General features: G+C 67.7%; 21 protein-coding genes and 1 tRNA gene. 5 read left to right on the top strand and 17 right to left on the bottom strand.

All coding sequences use genetic code 11. The features are described from left to right. Nucleotides 1-4: 4 nt before the first annotated feature. From DGN21_RS05360 to DGN21_RS05295, 14 genes are all read right to left on the bottom strand, one after another. Nucleotides 5-331 (bottom strand): hypothetical protein, encoded by a 327-nt coding sequence (locus tag DGN21_RS05360; protein ID WP_054590844.1) that lies wholly within the window; start codon nucleotides 329-331, stop codon nucleotides 5-7. Between the two features lie 306 nt (nucleotides 332-637). Beyond that, nucleotides 638-712: transfer RNA gene (locus DGN21_RS05355), tRNA-Val, on the bottom strand. Between the two features lie 238 nt (nucleotides 713-950). Further along, on the bottom strand, nucleotides 951-1,304 hold the full coding sequence (locus DGN21_RS05350) for a PilZ domain-containing protein (protein WP_024938459.1): 354 nt from the start codon (nucleotides 1,302-1,304) through the stop codon (nucleotides 951-953). Next, a complete protein-coding gene (locus tag DGN21_RS05345; protein WP_039523908.1) occupies nucleotides 1,301-2,260 on the bottom strand; it encodes a DNA polymerase III subunit delta' in 960 nt (319 codons plus the stop codon). The genes DGN21_RS05350 and DGN21_RS05345 overlap by 4 nt, the downstream gene beginning before the upstream one ends. Beyond that, nucleotides 2,257-3,321 (bottom strand): endolytic transglycosylase MltG, encoded by a 1,065-nt coding sequence (gene mltG, locus DGN21_RS05340; protein WP_039530796.1) that lies wholly within the window; start codon nucleotides 3,319-3,321, stop codon nucleotides 2,257-2,259. The genes DGN21_RS05345 and mltG overlap by 4 nt, the downstream gene beginning before the upstream one ends. 60 nt (nucleotides 3,322-3,381) lie before the next feature. Continuing rightward, entirely contained in the window at nucleotides 3,382-4,737 is a 1,356-nt protein-coding gene (locus DGN21_RS05335; RefSeq protein WP_126965166.1) for an aminodeoxychorismate synthase component I, read from the bottom strand. A gap of 181 nt (nucleotides 4,738-4,918) precedes the next feature. Then, nucleotides 4,919-6,154 carry a beta-ketoacyl-ACP synthase II gene (gene fabF / locus DGN21_RS05330; RefSeq protein WP_024938455.1) on the bottom strand — a complete coding sequence of 412 codons (1,236 nt, stop codon included), beginning with the start codon at nucleotides 6,152-6,154 and terminating at the stop codon, nucleotides 4,919-4,921. Nucleotides 6,155-6,295: 141 nt separating this feature from the next. Continuing rightward, entirely contained in the window at nucleotides 6,296-6,535 is a 240-nt protein-coding gene (acpP, locus tag DGN21_RS05325; protein ID WP_002814322.1) for an acyl carrier protein, read from the bottom strand. Between the two features lie 155 nt (nucleotides 6,536-6,690). Beyond that, nucleotides 6,691-7,434 (bottom strand): 3-oxoacyl-ACP reductase FabG, encoded by a 744-nt coding sequence (gene fabG, locus DGN21_RS05320; protein WP_016902515.1) that lies wholly within the window; start codon nucleotides 7,432-7,434, stop codon nucleotides 6,691-6,693. 82 nt (nucleotides 7,435-7,516) lie between these two features. Next, on the bottom strand, nucleotides 7,517-8,461 hold the full coding sequence (gene fabD, locus DGN21_RS05315) for an ACP S-malonyltransferase (RefSeq protein ID WP_126965167.1): 945 nt from the start codon (nucleotides 8,459-8,461) through the stop codon (nucleotides 7,517-7,519). A 104-nt stretch (nucleotides 8,462-8,565) separates the two neighbouring features. Next, the gene (locus DGN21_RS05310; RefSeq protein WP_160954646.1) at nucleotides 8,566-9,348 is read right to left on the bottom strand and encodes a serine/threonine protein phosphatase; all 783 of its coding nucleotides are present in this window, start codon (nucleotides 9,346-9,348) and stop codon (nucleotides 8,566-8,568) included. A gap of 60 nt (nucleotides 9,349-9,408) precedes the next feature. Then, complete coding sequence (locus DGN21_RS05305; protein ID WP_024938452.1) at nucleotides 9,409-10,386, bottom strand: beta-ketoacyl-ACP synthase III; 978 nt, start codon at nucleotides 10,384-10,386, stop codon at nucleotides 9,409-9,411. Between the two features lie 90 nt (nucleotides 10,387-10,476). Beyond that, nucleotides 10,477-10,671 carry a 50S ribosomal protein L32 gene (gene rpmF / locus DGN21_RS05300; protein ID WP_003483870.1) on the bottom strand — a complete coding sequence of 65 codons (195 nt, stop codon included), beginning with the start codon at nucleotides 10,669-10,671 and terminating at the stop codon, nucleotides 10,477-10,479. Between the two features lie 97 nt (nucleotides 10,672-10,768). After that, on the bottom strand, nucleotides 10,769-11,278 hold the full coding sequence (locus DGN21_RS05295; protein ID WP_046341941.1) for a YceD family protein: 510 nt from the start codon (nucleotides 11,276-11,278) through the stop codon (nucleotides 10,769-10,771). A 110-nt stretch (nucleotides 11,279-11,388) separates the two neighbouring features. On the opposite strand from DGN21_RS05295, the gene DGN21_RS05290 reads away from it, so the two are divergent. Beyond that, nucleotides 11,389-11,964, top strand: a complete 576-nt coding sequence (locus DGN21_RS05290; protein WP_054590838.1) for a Maf family nucleotide pyrophosphatase — start codon at nucleotides 11,389-11,391, stop codon at nucleotides 11,962-11,964. A 122-nt stretch (nucleotides 11,965-12,086) separates the two neighbouring features. On the opposite strand, the gene DGN21_RS05285 is transcribed toward DGN21_RS05290, so the two are convergent. Genes DGN21_RS05285 through DGN21_RS05275 form a run of 3 tightly spaced genes read right to left on the bottom strand, consistent with a single transcriptional unit; the run spans nucleotide 12,087 to nucleotide 16,764 of the window. Beyond that, on the bottom strand, nucleotides 12,087-13,919 hold the full coding sequence (locus DGN21_RS05285) for a hypothetical protein (RefSeq protein WP_160954647.1): 1,833 nt from the start codon (nucleotides 13,917-13,919) through the stop codon (nucleotides 12,087-12,089). Then, nucleotides 13,919-14,914 carry a glycosyltransferase gene (locus tag DGN21_RS05280; protein WP_160954648.1) on the bottom strand — a complete coding sequence of 332 codons (996 nt, stop codon included), beginning with the start codon at nucleotides 14,912-14,914 and terminating at the stop codon, nucleotides 13,919-13,921. Before DGN21_RS05280 ends, DGN21_RS05285 begins: the two co-directional genes overlap by 1 nt. 8 nt (nucleotides 14,915-14,922) lie before the next feature. Next, complete coding sequence (locus DGN21_RS05275) at nucleotides 14,923-16,764, bottom strand: glycosyltransferase family 39 protein (RefSeq protein ID WP_160954649.1); 1,842 nt, start codon at nucleotides 16,762-16,764, stop codon at nucleotides 14,923-14,925. A gap of 36 nt (nucleotides 16,765-16,800) precedes the next feature. Between DGN21_RS05275 and DGN21_RS05270 the strand changes: the two genes are divergently transcribed. From DGN21_RS05270 to DGN21_RS05255, 4 genes are read left to right on the top strand one after another with little or no spacing between them, the layout of a single operon-like run. Then, nucleotides 16,801-17,754 (top strand): MoxR family ATPase, encoded by a 954-nt coding sequence (locus DGN21_RS05270; RefSeq protein WP_016902524.1) that lies wholly within the window; start codon nucleotides 16,801-16,803, stop codon nucleotides 17,752-17,754. Between the two features lie 5 nt (nucleotides 17,755-17,759). Next, entirely contained in the window at nucleotides 17,760-18,716 is a 957-nt protein-coding gene (locus DGN21_RS05265) for a DUF58 domain-containing protein (RefSeq protein ID WP_039515942.1), read from the top strand. Further along, a complete protein-coding gene (locus DGN21_RS05260) occupies nucleotides 18,709-20,661 on the top strand; it encodes a DUF3488 and transglutaminase-like domain-containing protein (protein WP_126965170.1) in 1,953 nt (650 codons plus the stop codon). Before DGN21_RS05265 ends, DGN21_RS05260 begins: the two co-directional genes overlap by 8 nt. Further along, nucleotides 20,658-21,191: a Slp family lipoprotein gene (locus DGN21_RS05255; RefSeq protein WP_016902527.1), complete on the top strand. Its 534-nt coding sequence runs from the start codon at nucleotides 20,658-20,660 to the stop codon at nucleotides 21,189-21,191. The genes DGN21_RS05260 and DGN21_RS05255 overlap by 4 nt, the downstream gene beginning before the upstream one ends. Nucleotides 21,192-21,199 lie beyond the last annotated feature (8 nt).

Raw genomic sequence — 21,199 nt, 5'->3', positions numbered from 1 at the left:
GCGATCACTTGACCCGCGTGTATTCGGTATCGCCCGTGCTCAGGTGCCCGGTCGCCTGGTCGATCGCGTAGTTGACCGTGCCATCGGCGTTGGATACCTGCAGCACGCCCTTGTTCAAGATCGCCGGATGATTCCTGGTCTTGACGCCACCGCCCAGCAGCTCCGGCGTGGTGTCGCGAATGATGAAGCTCTCGCCGTTGTGCTCGATGCTGAGCACGTTCTTCTCCGACCTCATGTTGACCCACTTGCCCACGTACTGCTCGCCCACGTCACGGGCGCAGCCCGCCAGCAGCATCATTGCAACCAGAGCACTTCCAAGCAGCGCCTTCATCGCCACTCCTTCTTCAACGCGGGGGATTGCAGGATGGCGATTCGTTCCCGAGCCTGCAACAAGCAGGCACAACCGGATGAACACGGCTGTCAGCGACTTGAACAAATCACTGAATCAACAGGCCATTCACTCGACTCGCACGGATGTCGGCGACAACGACGATTCGACGGCATCGGCCACGTCCATACCAGCACTTCAACCGAGCCAGATGCCCAGGCTTTGCAGGACACTGCAGGACAACAAAAAAGCCGGCCCATGGCCGGCTCTTCTTCTCGCGCTGAAACCCTTGCTGCTGTTGGGTTTCGATGGTGGGCGGTACAAGGTTCGAACTTGTGACCCTTGCCGTGTGAAGGCAATGCTCTACCGCTGAGCTAACCGCCCGATGACGCGAGCCGCACATTATAGGGCAGCTGCGGCGATCGTCAACAGGTTCATCCACTGCGATGATGATGCGGTCGAAAACGCCGCGTTCCGGTGACCGGGCGCGGCATTCGCGCTAGCTGGCAGCGATGACGCGGCGTTCGATTCGGCGCCGTTCAAACGCCCGATACGCAGCTTCGATGGCCCGCGTCCAACACGACTGCGATCACGCGCACACGCACACGCACACGCACCCGCCTCACATCGTATGCGTCGGCTTGTCCGATGTGGTCAGGCCCGCCAGCAACATCTCGATCTTGTTGCGCACGCCTTCGCCTTCCGGGCCGTCCGGGAACTGCACGCCGATGCCGGCGGCGCGGTTGCCCTGCGCGCCGGCCGGAGTGGTCCAGACCACCTTGCCGGCCACCGGCAGGCGCTCGCTGGAGTCAGGCAGGGTCAGCAGCAGGAAGACTTCGTCGCCGAGCATGTAGCGCTTGGGCGTGGGCACGAAGATGCCGCCGCCTTTCACGAACGGCATGTAGGCGCTGTAGAGCGCCGGCTTGTCCTTCAACGCCAGCGACAAGATGCCCTGGCGTGCATTCATTGCACTCATCGAGTTCCCCTAGAACGTGCCGGACGCTCTCCCTCGCGCCAGGCCAGCAACAATTCCGTCACCGCCAGATCGGCGCGGACGGTGGTGCGCAGCAGGTCGCGGGTGCGATTGGCGGCGTCGAACCAGGTCGCCAGCTTGTGCAACCGGGACGGATCGGTCAAGCCGGCCGATGCCTGTGCCAGCGCAAGGTCTGCCGCGTGGCGCAGACGTTGGTCGGCCTGGCCGTCGTTGGTCCAGCGCTGCGCGATATCCACTGCGCTGGCGCGCCCGGCGGCGATCTGCTCCAGGTCCTGCGCCACCGCGCGGCGCACCGCCAGGCCATCCTCGCGCAGCCACTGCGCCGCAAGCCCCGGATGACCGCGTGCGGCATCCAGCGCTTCCTGTGCAGCCCGCTCGTCGACACCTTGCGACAGCAGCCAGGCCAGCGCCTCGTGTGCGGGCGGCAGCTTGAATTCCAGGCGCTGGCAGCGGCTGCGGATGGTCGCCGGCAGGCGCGCCGGCTGCGCGCTGATCAACCACAGGTAGCGCCCCGGCGAGGGTTCTTCCAGCGTCTTGAGCAAGGCGTTGCAGGCAGCGCGATTGATCGCATCGGCCGGGTCGACGATCACGATCTGGGCGATGCCGTACTGCGGGGTCAGCGAGAGCTTTTGCGAAATCTCGCGTACCTGCTCGATCACGATCTCGGTGCGCAGCTTGTCGCCGGTGCGGTTGGGAATGAACGAGATCAGCTGCAGGTCCGGGTGGGTTCCGGCGGCGATCAGCTGCCGGCTGCGCTGCGCCAGCGCCGGGTCCGGCGAACTGGCCAGCACATGCTCGGCCAGCGCCAGCGCCACCGCACGCTTGCCCAGACCATCCGGCCCGCAGATCAGCAGGCCGTGCCCGAGCCGGCCGGCGTCCAGTGCCGCCAGCGTCTGGTCGTAGGCGCGCTGCTGCCAGGGTGAAAACGCAGTGGTCATGGAGTGGACTCCGGTTGCGGCAGGCGACGGCGCTGCAGGTAACGCGCCACCGCGGCATTATGTTCGGCCAGGGTGGCCGAGAACGCATGCGCGCCGGTGCCATCGCCGACCGCCACGAAGTACAGGGCGTTCCCCGGCGCCGGACGCACCGCCGCCAGCAAGGCCTCACGGCCGGGCATGGCGATCGGCGTCGGGGTCAGGCCGGTACGCGTGTAGGTGTTGTACGGCGTATCGGTGGTCAGGTCGCGGCGGCGGATATTGCCGTCGTAACTGCTGCCGATGCCGTAGATCACGGTGGGGTCGGTCTGCAGCTTCATGCCCAGCTGCAGGCGGCGCAGGAACACGCCGGCAATCAACGGGCGCTCCGAGCCCAGCGCGGTTTCCTTTTCGATGATCGAGGCCAGGATCAAGGCCTGTTCCGGCGAGCCGAGCGGCAGATCCGGCGCACGCTGCTCCCAGGCCTGCGCCAGCGCCTTGTCCATGGCCAGGTGGGCACGCTTGAGCACGTCCAGATCGCTGTCGCCGCGCTGGTAGAGATAGGTTTCCGGCAGGAAGCGCCCTTCCGGGTGTTGGTTGGCGAACCCCAGCCGCGCCATCAACGCCGCATCGTCCAGCGCAGCGATGGATTGCTGCAGCGGCGTGGCGGTGGCGATCGCGGCGCGCAGCTGGCGGAAGTTCCAGCCTTCCACGATGGTGAAGCGGTACTGGATCACCCGGCCCTGGCGCATGCGTTCGAGCAGCTCGCGCGGCGACAGGGCCGGCGCCAGCGCGTATTCGCCCACCTTGAGCTTGCCGGCCGCATCGACCTGGCGCGCGAGCAACTGCCATTCCAGATCGGTGCCCTGCGCCACGCCGGCGGCGCGCAACTTGCGCAACGTGGCCTTGAGCGAATCGCCGGGCGCGATCACCACACTGGGCGCGCTCGCGCTCACCGGTGTGTCGGCAAAGTGCAGGTAATGCCGCCACGCCACCAGCCCCGCAATCGCCAGCAGCGCCACGAGCAACAGGGCCGTGCCCAGCACAGCCAGACATCCACGTTTGCCAGTCACCGCCACACGCACCTCGTCATTGCCCCAGCGCCGCGCAGGATACCGCGCGCCGGTGATGTCCCGTTGAAGCGCTCATGCCTGGTCGAAGGCGCGCAGCACGCCGCGCGCCTTGGCGCGGGTCTCGTCCAGTTCGCGCTGCGGGTCCGAATCCACCACGATCCCGGCGCCGGTGCGGAAATGCACCTGCTCCCCGGCCACCTCGGCGGTGCGGATCAGGATATTCAGATCCATGTCGCCGTCGCGATTGAGCCAGCCGAATGCGCCGGTGTAGGCGCCCCGCGCGGTGCGTTCGAGCTCGGCGATGATCTGCATGCAGCGCACCTTCGGGCAACCGGTGATGGTGCCGCCGGGAAACACCGCGGCGATCGCCTCGCCCGGAGTGACGTCGGCGCGCAGACGGCCGCGTACATTGCTGACGATGTGGTGCACGTGCGCGTAGCTTTCCACGCCCATCAGCTCGTCCACCTCCACCGTGCCGGGCGCGCAGATGCGTCCCAGGTCGTTGCGCTCCAGGTCGATCAGCATGACGTGCTCGGCGCGCTCCTTCGGATGGCCGACCAGCTCGCGGATGCGCGCGGCATCGTCGTCGCCAACAAAGCGGGCGCGCGTGCCGGCGATCGGGCGCGTCTGCACCACATCGCCCTGCACCGACACCAGCCGCTCCGGCGAGGAACTCACCACCGCGCGTCCTGCCGCGACGAACAGGCCGGCAAACGGGGCGGGATTGGCCGCGCGCAGGCGCGCATGCAACGCCGCCGGATCGACCGCCGCGGCGAACCTCGCATGCCAGGCGCGCGAGATATTGGCCTGGAACACATCGCCGGCGCGCAGATAATCGAGCACGCGCTCCACTGCAGCGGTGAAGCGCTCCGGCGCGTCCTCATCGACAGCCAGCGGCCCGACCCAGCCGGGCAATGGTGGCAATGCGGCGCAGGCGGCGATGTCCTCGACGATGCGGGTCAGCAGATCCTCGCGGCCCGGCTCGGCCAGCGCGATGCAGCGGCCTTGTACCCGGTCGCGCAGCACCGCGGCAGGCGCACGCAAGGCCAGTGCGCTCGGCAGGCCATCGCTGCGCGTGGGCAACTGCAGAATCGGTTCGACCTGCGCGGCCAGTTCGTAGTCCAGCAATACCGCCCAGCCGCCGCGAAACGGCCAGGGGCTGGTCGCATCGTGCGGCACGCGCTCGGCCTGCCAGGCCGCATCCAATGCCTGCAGAAAGCCGCCGTCCAGCACGCGTCCATCGCCGTCGCGCGTGCGCCCATCGGCATCCAGCCGCAGGCGTGCGCCGTCTGCAAGCAGCAGCACATCCCAGCGACCGTGCGCGGTGCCGGAGGCGGTGGATTCGAGCAGTGCCGGATACCGCTGCGGCGCCAGCCGATGCAGCGCCAGCAGGTCGATGTCGGCGTGCAGGGGTCTGGTGAGCGTCATCGGCCGGTTGGGCGTGGGGTGCTAAGAGGCGCCGCCCTGCGAGAGAGGCAGGGCACACATGAAGAGAAGGATCAGCTCGCGGAGCGACGTTCGGCCGCGTACACGCGCCCTGCCCGACCGCCGTAACCTGCGTGCGGCGTGTACCGCGAAGCATTGTTCGCGGTACACCAACGCCGGGACGTCAGACGCGCTTGAACACCAGCGTGCCGTTGGTGCCGCCAAAGCCGAAGCCGTTGGACATCACCGCATCCACCTGCACCTCGCGCGCCACGTTCGGCACGTAATCCAGGTCGCAGCCTTCGCTGGGCTCTTCCAGATTGATGGTCGGCGGAATGATGCCGGTATGCAGCGCCATCACCGAGAAGATCGCTTCCACGCCGCCGGCCGCGCCGAGCAGGTGGCCGGTCATCGACTTGGTCGAGCTGACCATGGTCTTGTAGGCGTGGTCGCCCAGCGCGCGCTTCATCGCCAGGGTTTCGGCCAGATCGCCCAGCGGCGTGGAGGTGCCGTGCGCGTTGAGGTAGCCGATCTGCTCGGGATTGAGCTTGGCATCGCGCATCGCCGCGGCCATGCTGCGCGCCGCACCCTCACCGTCTTCGCTGGGTGCAGTCATGTGGAAGGCGTCGGAGCTGGCGCCAAAGCCGACCAGTTCTGCATAGATGCGTGCGCCACGCGCCTTGGCGTGTTCGTACTCTTCCAGCACCAGCACGCCGGCACCGTCGCCCAGCACGAAGCCATCGCGCTGCTTGTCCCACGGACGCGAGGCGCCGGTCGGGTCGTCGTTGCGGGTGGACATGGCCTTCATCGCGCAGAAGCCGCCCACCGAACTCGGCGAGGAGCCGCGCTCGGCGCCGCCGGCCAGCATCACATCGGCGTCGCCATGCTGGATCATGCGCATCGCGGTGCCGATCGAATGGTTGGAGGTGGCGCAGGCCGATACGGCCGAGAAGGTCGGGCCTTTCAGGCCCTTGATCAGGCTGACCTGGCCCGGCAGCATGTTGATGATGGTGCTGGGCACATAGAACGGCGAAATCTTTCGCGCGCCGCCCTCATGGAATTTGATGGTCTGCTCTTCGATACCGAGCAGCCCGCCGATGCCGGAGCCGAGAATGGCGCCAACGCGTTCGGCATTGCTTTCGTCGATTTCCAGGCCGGAGTCGTCCAGCGCCATGAACGAGGCACCGACACCGTAATGGATGAACGAATCCATCTTCTTGACGTCCTTGGCGGACACAAAAAGCGTGGGGTCGAAATTCTTGATCTCGCCGGCGATCTTGGTGGTGAACTGCGAGGCATCGATCTGCGTGATCGGGCCGATGCCTGAGCGCCCGTGGATGATTCCATCCCAGCTGGTGGCCAGATCATTGCCCAGCGGCGACACCATGCCCATGCCGGTAACGACAACACGACGACTCATTGCAGATCTCCTCACCACGGAACGGACGGTGCTTGCAGTTTGCGGATGACGCTTGAAAAACACAGGGCCGCATCAGCGGCCCCATGGAATGTCTGACGCAGCAGCGGCTTGACGCACGCCACCGCGGTCAGGAACAACGCATCAGCTCTTGACGTGAGCCTTGACGTAGTCGATCGCCTGCTGGACCGAGGTGATCTTCTCAGCCTCTTCGTCCGGGATCTCGCACTCGAACTCTTCTTCCAGCGCCATCACCAGCTCGACGGTGTCCAGCGAGTCGGCACCCAGGTCATCGACGAACGATGCGCTGGTGGTGACTTCCTCTTCCTTGACGCCGAGTTGTTCGACGACGATTTTCTTGACGCGTTCTTCGATGGTGCTCATTGGGGATATCGCTCCAGATGGAGTAGTGGTGGTACGAAAAAAACGCCATCGGGCTGCGATGGCCGCGTTGGATAGTGTAGTGGAAGCGACCGAGCCTTGCATTGCATCACAAGTCCCGGCCGATCAGCCACTTAGCGCCTCCCGGCGCCGCACGCTCACGGCATGTACATGCCGCCGTTGACGTGCAGGGTCTCACCGGTGATGTAACCGGCGCTCGGGCCGGCCAGGAATGCCACCGCGTTGGCGATGTCTTCCGGCGCGCCCAGATGCCCGAGCGCGATCTGCTGCAGCAGGGCGGCCTTGGCCTCCTCCGGCAGCGCCTTGGTCATGTCGGTATCGATGAAGCCGGGCGCCACCACATTCACGGTGACCCCGCGCGAGCCGATTTCCTTGGCCAGCGACTTGGAGAACGCGATGATGCCGGCCTTGGCCGCGGCGTAGTTGGTCTGGCCGGGGTTGCCGGTCACGCCCACCACCGAGGCGATGTTGACGATGCGGCCCTTGCGCGCCTTCATCATGCCGCGCATCACTGCCTTGGAGGTGCGGAACACGCTGGTCAGGTTGGTGTCGATGATCGCCTGCCAGTCGTCGTCCTTCATCCGCATCAACAGGTTGTCGCGGGTGATGCCGGCGTTGTTGACCAGGATCGAGATCGCGCCGAACTCCTTGCCGATCGCATCGATCAGGCCATCGACCGCCGCAGCGTCGGTGACGTTGAGCTCGCGGCCGTGGCCGCCCTGGGCAGCCAGGCGCGCGCCGATCGCCGCAGCGCCGGAGGCCGAGGTCGCGGTGCCGATCACGGTGGCGCCCTGGGCGGCCAGCGTATCGGCGATGGCCGCGCCGATGCCGCGACTGGCACCGGTGACGAGGGCGATCTCGCCCTGCAGAGGCTTGCTCATGAATGCTGTTCCTCGAGTGGGGAGCTCGCGACCGCAGCCGCGAACGGTGAGGGCTGCCGGCAGCGCCGGCAGGTGCGTCGAATCAGTGCGTCCACGCCTCGAGCGCGCCGGCGTAATCGGCAGGCGTGGCCAGCGGACGGGCGTCCAGGCTCTTGTCGATGCGCTTGATCAGCCCGCTCAGCACCTTGCCGGGGCCGCATTCGGCGATCCGGGTGATGCCCTGGGCGGCCAGCGCCTGCACGCAGCCGGTCCACTGCACCGGCAGGTACAGCTGCTCGGCCAGCGCCTGGCGGATCGCATCGCTGCCGGTGTGCACGCGCGCATCGACGTTCTGCACCACCGGAGTCTGCGGCGCGTGCCAGCTCAGTCCGGCCATCGCTTCGGCGAGCTGGTTGGCGGCATCGCGCATCAACGGGGTATGCGAGGGCACGCTCACCGCCAGCTTGACCGCCTTGCGCACGCCGCGCTCGGCCAGCAGGGCCAGCGCGCGATCCACCGCCGCCGCATCGCCGCCGATCACGATCTGACCGGGCGAGTTGAAATTGGCCGGCACCACCACCTGGCTGCCGGCCGCCTCGGCACAGACCTCCAGCACCAGCGCATCCTCGGCGCCCAGCACCGCCGCCATCGCACCGACACCGGCCGGCGCGGCGGCCTGCATGAACTGGCCGCGCAGCCGCACCAGGTGCGCGCCGTCGTGCAGCGACAGGGCGCCGGCCGCGACCAGCGCGGTGTATTCGCCCAGGCTGTGCCCGGCCAGGACCGCCGGGCGCTGCCCGCGCTGCGCATTCCACAGCCGCCACACCGCCACGCCGGCGGCCAGCAAGGCCGGCTGGGTGTACTCGGTGCGGTTGAGCATCTCTTCCGGGCCGCCCTGGGACAGCGCCCACAGGTCGACGCCGGCGCCTTCGGAGGCTTCGGCGAAGGTTTCGCGGATCTGCGGATGCAGCTCGGACAGTTCGGCCAGCATGCCCAGGGACTGCGAGCCCTGGCCGGGGAACACGAAGGCGAGAGTGGATTCGGTCACGCGTTGCTGCCTACAAAAATCGAGCCGGGATGATACGTGCGAAATCGCCCCGGCGTCTGTACTGCCGCGTATGCAAGGCCCGTCCGGCGCGACCGCCGGCACACTTACAGCAAGGCGTTGAGCAGGTCCATTTCGCCATCGGCGAGCCAGTCCACGCACATCACCAGTACCAGCACCACGGCCAGGGAGGTCGCCGCGTGGATGGCCAGGATGGCGCGCGCCAGCGCCCTGGCCGAGCGCCCCAGGCGACCGGTGAGCTGCGCAAACCGCTGCAGGCGCCCGGTCACCACGTGCGCATGCGCCGCCACCGCCGGGCCGGCCGCATCGAAGGCGCCCGTCATCAACCGCTGCAGCACCTCGCGGCGGCCGCGGTAATACTTGGCCACGCCGTAGCCGAACACCAGCCAGTCGCGCGCCTGGGCCTGGGCCAGGTCCATCACTTCCAGCGGATCTTCTTCGAAATCGATGAAGCCGACCGCCTGCCCGTCGAAGGTCATGTTGCGCGGAAGCGGCTGGCCGAAATACGCGCCATCGCGATGGGCAGCGGCAATGGCCGCCACCGCCAGCGCGATCAGGCGGTCGCGCTCGGGCGCGTCGGCCTCGCGCAGGCAGCTGGCAAAGGAACGGCCGTTGTCGCTGAGCACCAGGGCTGCCTGCCCGCAACCGACCACGCGCGGCACATTCACCGCCTGCGCCTGCAGTTCGCCGAGCCGGCGCGCTTCCAGATCGCGCGCGGCATCGCCGCCACGGTGCGGCGGTGGGCGCAAGGCGTCCAGGCCCCAGCGGCGGGCGACGAAGTTGAGTGCTCCGAGCGAGACCGCCCGGCTGTCGCGGCGGTACTGCTTCAGCCAGACGCGCTGTCCGGCGATGACGATGGGTTCTGCCATAACGGGTCCGTCCCTGACGCTGTCAGGCATCGCCGGCGGACGCGGCGCTGCCTGCGGAACTCAGTAGCGCAGCAGCGCCGAGCCCCAGGTAAATCCACCACCGAACGCTTCCAGCAGCAGCAATTGACCCCGCTGCACGCGGCCGGAGCGGACCGCTTCGTCCAGTGCCAGCGGCACCGAGGCCGAGGAGGTATTGCCGTGGCGATCCACGGTGACGACCACCTGCTCCATCGGCAGATCCAGCCGCTTGGCGGTGGCTTCGATGATGCGCAGGTTGGCCTGGTGCGGAATCAACCAGTCCAGGTCGTGTTTGTCGTAGCCATTGGCGGCCAGGGTCTCGTCGACCACCGAATCCAGCGCCTTGACCGCGTACTTGAACACGTCGTTGCCCTTCATCAGCAACGCGCCGCCGCCGTTCTTGCCTTCGCCGAAGCCCACCGACACGCCGACCGGATCCCACAGCAGCTCTTTCTTGCTGCCATCGGCATGCAGATGGGTGCTGAGGATGCCGGTGTCTTCGTCGGCCTTGAGCACGACCGCGCCAGCGCCATCGCCGAACAGCACGCAGGTGGTGCGGTCGGTCCAGTCGACGATGCGGGTCAGGGTTTCGGCGCCCACCACCAGCACGGTCTTGGCATCGCCGCTGCGCACGAACTTGTCGGCCACGCTGAGCGCATAGACAAAGCCCGAGCAGGCGGCGTTGACGTCCATCGCGCCACACCCGACATTGCCCAACCGCGCCTGCAACAGGCAGGCAGTGGACGGGAAGATCAGGTCCGGAGTGGTGGTGCCGACGACGATCAGATCGAGCTCGTCGGCGGTGACGCCGGCCGCTTCCATCGCCTTCAGCGAGGCGAAATACGCCAGGTCGCTGGTGGTCTGGTCGTCGGCGACGATGTGACGCTCACGGATACCAGTGCGCGAGAAGATCCATTCATCGCTGGTGTCGACGATCTTGGACATGTCGTCGTTGGTCAACACCTTTTCGGGCAAATAACTACCCGTGCCCGCGATCCTGGAATAGATCCGCTTGCTCATACTGTTCCCTGTTGCAAGAGCCGCGGTGGTCGGCGGCTCCGGAAGAAGCGAGGGTCACCCGGCAGCGTCGAACGCGCCGGGTGCCACGAATCAATCTTCTTGGACGGCCGACGACTTGGTCGCAATCACCTTCTTGCCACGGTAGTAACCGTCAGCGGTGATGTGGTGGCGCAGATGGATCTCGCCGCTGGTCGGATCGGTCGACAGCTGCTTGGCGGTCAGGGCATCGTGCGAACGACGCTGGCCGCGACGCGACGGGGTAACTCGGGATTTCTGCACAGCCATGGGATTGCTCCAACTTAAGTTCGATAACTTGTCTGTCGAGTCGAACAGGACGCTTCACGCCCGCGCCGACCTGTCTTTCCGCCCTTCACAGCGGCGGTTACTGTTTTTTGAACGCTGCCAGCGCCGCGAACGGACTGGCCTTGTCTTGCTCTTCCTGGGTCGGAACCCACTCGGCCTCGACGGCTTCGCTACCCGGCGCCATCGGCACCACCGGTATCGACAGGACCAGTTCGTCCTCGACCAGATCCGCGGCCCGCAGCATGCCATCTTCCGGCACCAGCAAGGCCTCGTACTCGGCCGGCAACGCAGCTTCGTCGGCTTCGTCACGGATCAAACCAAGACGCTGTCTGATTTGCACCGGATACAGAAAACGCTGCAGGCTGCGCTGGCAGGCCAGCGGAAGCTCGACATCGACACTGAGTTCGACATAGGCGACCTTCAACAGGTCGTCATGATCGAATTGGAGCGAATAGACACACTCGCCCTCGGTATCGACCAAGCTCCCTTGCAGGCGGGTCATCGCAGAGAGCGGGATGCGGCCATCGAAGCGCCTGCGCGCTACGACCATCCGCCAAGCATCCAGCATTTCGGGTACGTTCGCGGACATAAGCCGCAGAATGTTAAAGACCCGCCGACGCCCTGTCAAATACCCCTATTCACACGCCTCGCAAGGTGCCAACGCTGGCAGACTTCCCTGCCCGTCCTGTGCAGCGCCCCATGATGCCACGCCTGATTCTTGCCTCAACCTCTGTCTATCGACGCGAGCTGCTCGGCCGGCTGCGCCTGGAGTTCAGCACCGCCCGGCCGGAGGTCGACGAGCAGGCGCAGCCTGGGGAGCGCCCGGACGCGCTGGCAAGCCGGCTGGCTGCCGAAAAGGCAGCAGCGGTGGCTGCGCAGGCGCCCGACGCCTGGGTGATCGGTTCGGACCAGGTCGCCGACCTGGATGGCCTGGCCCTGGGCAAACCAGGCACGCTGGAGCGGGCGCATGCGCAGCTGACCGCGATGTCCGGCCGCGTGGTGCGCTTCCATACGGCTGTGAGCCTGGTCGGCCCTGGCCGCACTGCGCACGCGCTGGACCTGACCGAGGTGCAGCTGCGCCCGCTGATGCCCGCCGAAATCGACCGCTACCTGGCCGCCGAGCCAGCGCTGGATTGCGCCGGCAGCTTCAAGTGCGAGGGCTTCGGGATCAGCCTGTTCGACGCCATTCGCTCGCAGGACCCCACTGCCCTGGTCGGTCTGCCGCTGATCGCGCTGGCACGGCTGCTGCGCCAGGCGGGGTTCGAGATTCCGTAAGAATTGCCGTGCGACCAGGAGTGAAGGCCGCGCACGCACGGAAAAGATCGGGCACGAGCAAAACTCCCCGATCTCGAATCTCGAATCCCCAACCCCCAATCCCTGCACCCAGGCACGCAGCCCTAACCGGGCCGAGTCAACTCACAGAACTGATACGGATAATCAGCCTGCCCCACGCGCGAGGACAGCGTGCGGCAACGCGCAGGGTCCAGCGTCAGCCCGTACGCGGCCAGGCGCTGCTGCGCGGCCTCGCGCACCGCACGGTCGGCGGCGGCGATGTCCAGCGCCCTACCCTTGGCAATGTTGAGCACGCAGCGGCCCGGCTGCGATGCATCCAGTTCGGCACGCAGTCCGCGCGCGATCAACCAGCGTAGGCGCGTGCATTGCGGTTGCACGCTCCAGCCCAGTTGCTGCGCCCAGCGATTCATCCGGTCGATCCGCAGCTGCTGCTTGTCGCGCGCCGCGCCCAGCATGGCGTAGAGCTGCGGCCGCTCGGCAATCAGCGTGCGCACGCGCTGCCGGTACTGGTCGGTCTCGGCGATATTCGTCGCCACACCGATATAACGCGCCTGCCGCGGAAGCAGCGGCACCCGCCAGGATTGCGGCTCGTCGCCAACCAGCAACACCGTGGAGGCGGCAGGTTCGCCCATCGCCGGTTGCTGCACCTGGAAGCTGTCGCGCGCCCAGGCTTCATGCCCCCAATCCTTCCACCCGACCACCGCGACCAGGGCACATAGCCCGATCAACCAGGCCGCCTTGCGATCGGCGCGTGCAGCAAATGCGTGCCGGCTCACGATCCAGAGCACTAGCGGCGCAAGCAGCTCCAGCACCACCAGATAGCGATGAATGCTGAAAATGGCCTGCCACAGCGCGTACGCAACGCCGAAGAACACCAGCAGGACCACGGCCGAGCGATCCAGCCCGACCTGTCGCACGGGCCGACGCAGCAACCCGCGCCCTGCAGCGACCAGCGTCACCGCATACAGCACCGCCCAACCGGCCTGCACCAGACCGAGATCGCCGATGCGCTGCGGCTTGAAGGTAAACAGCAGCGGCCAGATCAACTGCTCGCCGAGATTGCGCGGCAACCACCGTACGTCGGCGATCGACACCGGCTGCGCCAGCGGCGATTTGAAGACTCCGTTGAACTGCGGAAACAGCGGATTGCCCAGGTGTTGCCAGACCTGCCAATACCAGGGCCCGGCCACCAGCACCGACACCAGCGCCGCAACGCCGGAAAGCACACCAAGGCCCAGCACGCGGGAGCGCAGGCGCCCGCCATCGCACAGGACCGCCGGCACCAGCGCCAACGCGTAGAGCGCATTGGTGAGCTTGAGCGAGACGGCCAGGCCGATCAGTGCGCCGGCGATGGCCCATCGATGCACCGCATGCGCGCCCTGCCGCGCCCGCGCCTGCGCCGACAACACCAGCGCCAGCGCCGCCAGCACCGGGATCGCGCTGGCGGTGTCGCCCATGGTGCCGCCGAGCTCGGACAGAAACACCGCGCTGCACATGCCGGCCACTGCAAGCAGCGGTGCCCCCTGCGCGCGCCACGTTTGCCCGGCCAATACGCGCCATGCCACTGCCGCCACCGGAACGAACACCAGCGCATGCAAGCCGCCCAGCAGCAGCCCGGCCACCGGCCCGGGAAGCTGCAGCATCAGCCAGGCATGCAGGACATCGAGCAATGGGCTGAAGTAACTCTGCATCTGCGCCGGCGCCAGATCCACGCCCAGCCGGTCGTGCGCCCAGGCATCGCCGATATAGAGGTGGTAGTTGCGCAGGTCCCAGTTGGCGTCCTGGCCAAGCCCAAGCGAGAGCAGCGCACCCAGCAGCACGACCGCCGTCACCGCCGCGGCGATCTGGCGTGGTGAATGAAAGCCGAAATGGCGATCGGCCCAGCCCAACAGCCGCTGTCGCCGGCCCACCGGCGTCGATGTCGCGATGGCTGCCATCAGCGGGCGGCTCCAGGTGCACGCGCAGCGACAACAGTGGCGACGCCCGGCTCGGCCAGATACGCCAGATGCTTGGCCTCGACGCGTCCGCGCGTGACCGTATCCAGGATCAGCCCGCACGCCAGCAACAGGAAACCCAGCAGCATCAGCGCCACGCACAGGATCGCCGTGGGAAACCGCGGCACCAGCCCGGTCTGGAAATAGGTTTCGAACAACGGAATCGCCAGCACGATCGACAACGTGGCGCTAAGCACAAAGCCGATGGAGAAGAACAACAACGGCCGCTCGGCCTTGAACAACTTGGCGATGGTGGTGAGGATGCGCCAGCCATCGCGCCAAGTATTCAATTTGCTTTGCGAGCCCTCCGGGCGCACACCGTAGGCGGTTTCGACCTCGGCCACCGGCATGCGCAACTGCAATGCGTGCACGGCCAGTTCGGTTTCGGTTTCGAATCCCTGCGCATGCGCAGCGAAGGATTTGACGTAGCGCCGCGAGAACACCCGATAGCCGGACAGCATGTCATCGAAACTGCGTCCGAACAGCAGCCCCGCGCACCGCGTCAGCAACACGTTGCCGACGCGATGACCGGGCCGATACGCAGCCTGCTGCTGATCGCGGCGCGCGCCGACCACCATGTCCAGGCCTTCGTCGATCAGCTTGCGCACCAGCGCCGGTGCGGCGGCCGCGTCGTAAGTGGCATCGCCATCGACCAGCACATAGATGTCCGCTTCCACATCGGCAAATCCACGCCGCACCACATTGCCCTTGCCCTGCAGCGCCACGCGGCACACCTGCGCGCCGGCCGCTGCGGCGATCGTCGCGGTGGCATCGCTGGAATTGTTGTCCAGCACATGGATCGCCGCGCCCGGCAAGGCAGCGGCAAACGCAGTGACCACCGAGGCGACCGTCGCCGCCTCGTTATGGCAGGGCACCAGCACGGCGATTCGGATCCCGGGCACAGGCACGGGAGGGACAACAGTCATGGCGTCGGTCATTGCGTGATCTAAGGTGCGGAAACGGTGATGGGCTGTTCCCACCAGTCCTCGACACTGCCGTCGTGGCCATGCAGGCGCAGTCCCAGCCAATGCGTGCCCGGCGGCAGCGCATGCGTGTCGAAGGTGGCGTTGAAACCGACGTTGGGGTGCTGCGGGTCGGTGGAGATCTTCCAGTACGGGCGCACATCCAGCGGCGTGCCGTACTCGGCCTGCGCGACCGGGCGCCCGTCCAGCAGCAGTTCCACCTGCGACAGCCCGACGCCGTCCTTGAATGCCCAGCCGCGCACCTGTACCTGCCCGGACACGCGCACGTCCGGCAGCGGCGTGTCGATCCAGGCCATCGCCGGGGCGATGCACGGCCCGGGCTGGCGTTGCGCCGGCAGCGCGAAAAGCAGGAAGCGCTGGTAGCCGTGATCGGTGGACACAACCGTGGGCGGCGGCAGCGGCCCGACCATCTCGCAGATGTCGTGATAGCGCTTCAACAGGTCGCGATAACGCTGATCGCTGGGCGAGAGCACCAGCAGCCGCGGCCCGGCGCGCGTGCCATCGCTGAGCAGCCCCCACTGCTGCAGCTGCGCACTGCGTCCGTGCTTGTCGTTCAACTCCGCGCGCAGCACTTCCACGTTGGCATCGTGCAGTTGAAAGCCCAGCTCGGCACCGACCTTGAAGTTTTCCGCCAGCACGCGCGTGCCCGGCGGCATCTGCGCGAGCCGGAGCTTGACCGCGCGCGCCAGGTCCTTCCACCCGGCAAAGTTGCGCGGATAGTATTTTTCGCCGGCCGCATGCGCGCGAATCGACGGCACCGACACGGCCAGGTAATAGCCGTACGCACCCAGGGTGCCGAGCAGCGCAATCGCCCAGGCCGCGCGACGCAGCGTATGCGGCCAACGCATCAGGATCACCGGCACCGCCACCAGCAAGGCCAGGTAGCCCGGCAGCGGCCAGTGGAAGCTGATCCGCTCGGCATCGCTGAAGAAGCCGAGCACGAAGATCGCCACGGTCGAAATCCCGCCCAGCAGGCCGAAATACCGCCACTGCGCACGCGAACCGCCACCGGCGCGCGTGCCGGCCAGGCCGACCTTGAGCATCGCCCAGGCCAGCAGCGGGGTCACCAGCACCGCCTGTATCAGCAAGAACCACAGCCCGGTGATCTGAAAGCGCCATGGATGCCGGTCGACCAGCTGGAAGCGCAGCCCGGCCTCGTCATGCTCGGTATTCCAGAACAGCAGCGGCAGCCAGCTCACCGCGCCCACCGTCAGCGCCATCCAGATGCGCGGGTCGCGCATGACCGCGCGCCCCTGCGGAATGCACAGCAGCGCGATGCAGCCCACCCCGATCACCCCGGCAAAGCGGTAATGACTGAGCGCGCCGATCACCAGGCCGATGGCGAGCTCGAGCGCACTGGTGGCATCGACCTCGCGCAGCAGCCGCGCGCCGGCATCCATGCACAGCACCGCCGCCAGCGCCATCGGCACATCCGGCACCGCCAGGATGCCGAGCGTGGCCGACAGCGGCATCAGCAGGGTCAGGCTGCCGGCCTGCCAGCCCAGCGTGGAGCCGAACCAGCGCGTGGCGATATGCGCGATCAACCAGGGAATCAGCGCGGCAATGGCCAGAAACGGCAGGCGCAGGGCCAGTAGATGATGCCCGCCCAGTTCCACGCCCAGCCGCGCCAGCCAGGCGGTCATGCCCGGCAGATCCGAATACGCGGCGGCCAGATGCTGGCCTTCCTGCCAGTAGAACGCCTCGTCGACGAACAGCGGCAGCCGCGCGGCGATCAACAGCTTGACGGCCGTCGCCAGTGTCCACAGGATCACGAAGGTGCGATGTGCGCGTTGGTCCCCTTGCATTGCCCTGTGCACTCTTCTTCCACCTACGGAATTGTGATGTCGACACCGCTGCGTTCCACGGAAATGCTAACCGATGCGCTGCGCCAATCGCTGCGGCGCGCACAGGACCAGGTCAATTCGCTGCTGCTGGGCAAGGCGCAGGAAGTGCGCCTGGCGTTCGTGGCACTGCTGTCCGGCGGCCATCTGCTGATCGAAGACCTGCCCGGCCTGGGCAAGACCACCCTCGCCCACGCGATGGCCTCCAGCCTGGGGCTGGGCTTCCAGCGCGTGCAGTTCACCTCCGACCTGCTGCCGGCAGACGTGCTGGGCGTATCGGTCTACGACGCCGCCTCGCGCCAGTTCCAGTTCCATCCCGGCCCGGTGTTCACCAACGTGCTGCTGGCCGACGAAATCAACCGCGCGCCGCCGCGTACGCAAAGCTCGCTGCTGGAGGCCATGGCCGAACAGCAGGTCACGCTCGACGGCGTCACCCATGCGTTGCCGGAGCCGTTCTTCGTGATCGCCACGCAGAACCCGGTCGACCTGTCCGGCACCTTTCCGCTGCCGGACTCGCAACTGGATCGCTTCCTGCTGCGGCTCAGCCTGGGCTATCCCAGCGCCGACGCCGAGCGCGCGTTGCTGTCGGGCGTGGATCGGCGCGAACTGATCGCCCAGGCCGCACCGCAGCTCAGCGACGCCGACGTGGTGGCGCTGCGCACGGTGGTGGGCCAGATCCATACCAGCGATGCGCTGATCGGCTATGTGCAGGCCTTGCTGCTGCGCAGCCGCCAGCACGCCGGAGTGCGCGTGGGGCTGTCGCCGCGTGCCGGCATCGCGCTGCTGCGCGCGGCCAAGGCCTACGCGCTGCTGCTCGGGCGCGAGCACGTGCTGCCGGAAGACGTGCAGGCGTTGTTCGTGGCGGTGGCCGGGCACCGGCTGGTGCCGGAGGCCGAATCCTCGTCCGGGCCGGCGCTGGCCAAGGCGCTGCTGCACAGCGTGCCGGTGGACTGACCCAGGTGCGTGCGCACGTGCGCGGCATCGGTCGCCGACTCAGCCTGCTGGCGCGTCCGCGGGGCGCGGAGGCCTTGCCGATCGTGCTGGATCGGCGGCGTATCTACGTGCTGCCGACGCGCTTCGGGCTGTTTGTCACCGCCTTGCTGCTGGCGATGCTGCTGGGCGCCTTGAACTACAACAACAACCCGGCCCTGCTGCTGGCGCTGCTGCTGGCCACCGCCGGGATTGCCAGCAGCATCATGGCGCACCTGCAGTTGTCGGCACTGCGCGTCGAGGCGGTGTCGGCCGAACCGGTGGTTGCCGGCGAACCGTTGCGCATGCGGGTGTCGCTGGCACGTCGCGATAGCCGCGCACGGCGTGGGCTGCGCCTGGATCACCTGGATAGCAGCGGCTTCTGTGCGTTGCTCGAGCACGACATGGCCGAGGTCGACCTGCCGGTGCCCACCGAGCGGCGCGGCTGGCAGGACATCGAACGCATCCGCCTGTCCAGCACCCAGCCACTGGGGTTGGTGCGCGCCTGGTCGTGGGTCTGGCCGGAGACACCGCTGCTGGCCTATCCCAGGCCCGAGGAACAAGGGCCGGCATTGCCCGAGGGCGCCGGTTCGCCCAACCAGACCCGCCTGCACCCGCAAGGCGAGGAGCTGCACCAACTGCGCCCGTATCGCGCCGGCGATGCGCCACGCACGATTTCCTGGAAGCACTCGGCACGCCGCGACAGCCTGCTGGTGCGCGAATACGAGCAGCCGCTGGGCATCGAAGTCACGCTGGACTGGCGCACGCTCAACGCGTTGCCGTACGAGCGCCGCATCGCGCGGCTTGCCCGCTGGGTCAACCTGGCCGAGCGCGACGGGCGGCGCTACCGCTTGCTATTGCCGGGCCAACCGCCGCTGGGGCCTGCACAAGGTCCGGCCCACCATCACCTGTGTCTGCGCGCCCTGGCCCTGCTTCCCCATGACTGAGCCGTCCGTCCCGATCACCCAGGCCAGTCGCGCCTGGGTGCTGGTCACCAGCTGGCTGGCGCTGGCGCCGTTGCTGTTGCAGCTGCCCGGCCTGCTCGCCGGCACCATTGCCGTGGCCGCCGTGCTGGTCGGGGTGCTGAGCTGGCGCGGCACCGTGATGGCACCGGTGCGGCTGTTGCTGGTGGTGGCAATGCTGGGCGCGGTGTATTGGCAGATCGGCATGCGCTTCGGCCGCGACACCGGCTGCGCGGTGCTGGCCGCGATGCTGGCGATCAAGGCCTCCGAGCTGCGCACCTTGCGCGATGCGCGCAGCCTGCTCGGCTTTGCGTTGTTCGCCCCGTTCGCGGCGTTTCTGCTCGACCAGGGGCCGGCGACGATGGGGCTGGCGCTGCTGGCGGTGGTGAGCGCGCTGCTGAGCATGCAGCGGCTGGCCGACGAGGAACACCGCACCGCCACGCCTGCGCTGCGGATGCAGTTGCGCGGCATCGGCAAGCTGGTCGCCATCGGCGTGCCGCTGGCCCTGGCCACGTTCTGGCTGCTGCCGCGCCTGAGCTCGCCGCTGTGGGGCGTGCCCGAGCGCGCGCTGTCGCGGCCCGGCCTGTCGGACAACATGTCGCCGGGCGAATGGATCGACCTGATGGCCGACGACAGCCCGGCGCTGCGCGTGCAGTTCACCGGCAACGCGCCACCACCGCAACAACGCTACTGGCGCGGGCCGGTGATGTGGGACTTCGATGGCCGGACCTGGCAGCGCGCGCGCTGGACCGGCCGCGGCCAACCCGCCTCGGTCACCGCCGGGCCTCAGCGCTATCGCTATCGCCTGGACTACGAGCCCACCGATCGTCGCCAGCTGGTGTCGTTGGACCTGCCCACGCAGGCGGTGGCCAATGCCGAGCTGTCACCCGACTACGAACTGTTCGCGCAGCGGCCATTGAGTGCGTTGACCCGCTGGGAGCTGCAATCGGCGCCACCGGCACGCTTCGACACCGACCTGCCCGACCAGTTGCGCAAGCGCGCCCTCGCCCTGCCGCCGGGCTTCAATCCACGCACGCTCGCGCTGGCACGGCAATGGCGCGCGGAAGCCGGCAGCAACGACGATGCCGTGGTGCAGCGCGCGCTGCAGTGGATCACCCGCGACTTCGCCTACACCCTGGATACCCCACTGCTCGGCCGCAACAGCGTCGACGAATTCCTGTTCCAGCAGAAGGCCGGGTTCTGCGAGCACTTCAGCTCTTCGTTCGTGGTGCTGATGCGCGCGGCCGGCATCCCGGCGCGCGTGGTCACCGGGTATGCCGGCGGCACCTACAACGGCTTCGGCAATTACTGGGTGGTGCGGCGCATGGATGCGCATGCCTGGACCGAAGTCTGGCTGGCCGGGCGCGGCTGGGTGCGGGTGGACCCCACCGCCGCAGTGGCGCCGGAACGCATCTACGACACGCTGGAAGACCGCGTGCAGGTCGGCGCGGGCGACAATTTCGCCCAGCTCGGCATGTGGGCCAGCCTGGGCCAGGTCAGCGACCTGCTGCGCCGCGGCTGGAACGATCTGGTGCTGTCCTTCGACGCCGACCGCCAGCAACGGCTGCTGCAACCCTTCGGCATCGATCGCCTGGACAGCTCGCAGCTGGCCGCCGTCTTCGGCGTGTTTGCGGTCAGCGCGCTGGCGTGGATGGGTTGGCTGCTGGCGCGCGGCGAGCGTGAACGCGACCCGCTGCTGCGCGCCTGGCATCGCCTGGGCCGCCGCTACGACAAGCTCGGCCTGGCCCGCGAACCGCACGAACCGGCCATCGCCTGGGCGCAACGTGTCGCCCGTTCACACCCGAATCCGGCATTGTTGGCACTCAGCCAACGTTTCGCTGCCGCGCGCTACGCTGGCGCTGATTCGGACAGCGCCTCACTCCTCAAAGATCTGCAGCAGCATCGCCCGCGAACCGGAGCTTCCTCATGAGTACCCGCTTTCTTCTTCCCATTGTCGCCGCGCTCGGGCTCGCCGCCTGCGCCACCGCGCCCAAGCCGCTGCAGGGTCAGTTCCCTACGGTCAGTCCGAGCGATTCCACCGCCAGCGCCCAGGTCGGCACGTCGGTGCGCTGGGGCGGCAAGATCATCCAGACCAAGCCCGGGCAGGGCCAGACCTGCTTCGAGCTGATCTCGCGTCCGCTCAATGCCAGTGGCCGTCCGGACCGCAACGCCGTGGACGCCAGCGATGGCCGCTTCCTGGCTTGCCGCTCGGGCTTCTACGACCCGGCCGTGTTCGAGCCCGGCCGCGAAGTGACCTTCATCGGCAAGATCGAAGGCTACGAAACCACCAAGATCGGCGAGTACGACTACAAGCTGCCAAAGGTGAATGCCGACGTGGTCTACCTGTGGCCGGTCGTGCGCGAGGTGGATGTGGTGCCGGCCTACCCGTACGGCCCGTGGGGCGACCCGTGGGGCCCGCGCTGGGGCGGCGGCTGGGGCTGGGGCCGCGGCTGGTGGTAATCGACCGC

The sequence above is a fragment of the Xanthomonas sp. MLO165 genome (genome assembly GCF_018831305.1).
GTDB classification, from domain to species: domain Bacteria; phylum Pseudomonadota; class Gammaproteobacteria; order Xanthomonadales; family Xanthomonadaceae; genus Xanthomonas; species Xanthomonas arboricola.
Note: the sequence above shows the minus strand (reverse complement) of the source record. Positions and strands in the feature narration are given on the sequence as shown.

Excerpts from the sequence above, each read along its gene's own strand:
- DGN21_RS05360 (WP_054590844.1), bottom strand. The coding sequence starts at position 331 with ATGAAGGCGCTGCTTGGAAGTGCTCTGGTTGCAATGATGCTGCTGGCG.
- DGN21_RS05350 (WP_024938459.1), bottom strand. The coding sequence starts at position 1,304 with ATGAGTGCAATGAATGCACGCCAGGGCATCTTGTCGCTGGCGTTGAAG.
- DGN21_RS05345 (WP_039523908.1), bottom strand. The coding sequence starts at position 2,260 with ATGACCACTGCGTTTTCACCCTGGCAGCAGCGCGCCTACGACCAGACG.
- DGN21_RS05335 (WP_126965166.1), bottom strand. The coding sequence starts at position 4,737 with ATGACGCTCACCAGACCCCTGCACGCCGACATCGACCTGCTGGCGCTG.
- fabF (WP_024938455.1), bottom strand. The coding sequence starts at position 6,154 with ATGAGTCGTCGTGTTGTCGTTACCGGCATGGGCATGGTGTCGCCGCTG.
- acpP (WP_002814322.1), bottom strand. The coding sequence starts at position 6,535 with ATGAGCACCATCGAAGAACGCGTCAAGAAAATCGTCGTCGAACAACTC.
- fabG (WP_016902515.1), bottom strand. The coding sequence starts at position 7,434 with ATGAGCAAGCCTCTGCAGGGCGAGATCGCCCTCGTCACCGGTGCCAGT.
- DGN21_RS05310 (WP_160954646.1), bottom strand. The coding sequence starts at position 9,348 with ATGGCAGAACCCATCGTCATCGCCGGACAGCGCGTCTGGCTGAAGCAG.
- DGN21_RS05305 (WP_024938452.1), bottom strand. The coding sequence starts at position 10,386 with ATGAGCAAGCGGATCTATTCCAGGATCGCGGGCACGGGTAGTTATTTG.
- rpmF (WP_003483870.1), bottom strand. The coding sequence starts at position 10,671 with ATGGCTGTGCAGAAATCCCGAGTTACCCCGTCGCGTCGCGGCCAGCGT.
- DGN21_RS05295 (WP_046341941.1), bottom strand. The coding sequence starts at position 11,278 with ATGTCCGCGAACGTACCCGAAATGCTGGATGCTTGGCGGATGGTCGTA.
- DGN21_RS05290 (WP_054590838.1), top strand. The coding sequence starts at position 11,389 with ATGATGCCACGCCTGATTCTTGCCTCAACCTCTGTCTATCGACGCGAG.
- DGN21_RS05285 (WP_160954647.1), bottom strand. The coding sequence starts at position 13,919 with ATGGCAGCCATCGCGACATCGACGCCGGTGGGCCGGCGACAGCGGCTG.
- DGN21_RS05280 (WP_160954648.1), bottom strand. The coding sequence starts at position 14,914 with ATGACCGACGCCATGACTGTTGTCCCTCCCGTGCCTGTGCCCGGGATC.
- DGN21_RS05275 (WP_160954649.1), bottom strand. The coding sequence starts at position 16,764 with ATGCAAGGGGACCAACGCGCACATCGCACCTTCGTGATCCTGTGGACA.
- DGN21_RS05270 (WP_016902524.1), top strand. The coding sequence starts at position 16,801 with ATGTCGACACCGCTGCGTTCCACGGAAATGCTAACCGATGCGCTGCGC.
- DGN21_RS05260 (WP_126965170.1), top strand. The coding sequence starts at position 18,709 with ATGACTGAGCCGTCCGTCCCGATCACCCAGGCCAGTCGCGCCTGGGTG.
- DGN21_RS05255 (WP_016902527.1), top strand. The coding sequence starts at position 20,658 with ATGAGTACCCGCTTTCTTCTTCCCATTGTCGCCGCGCTCGGGCTCGCC.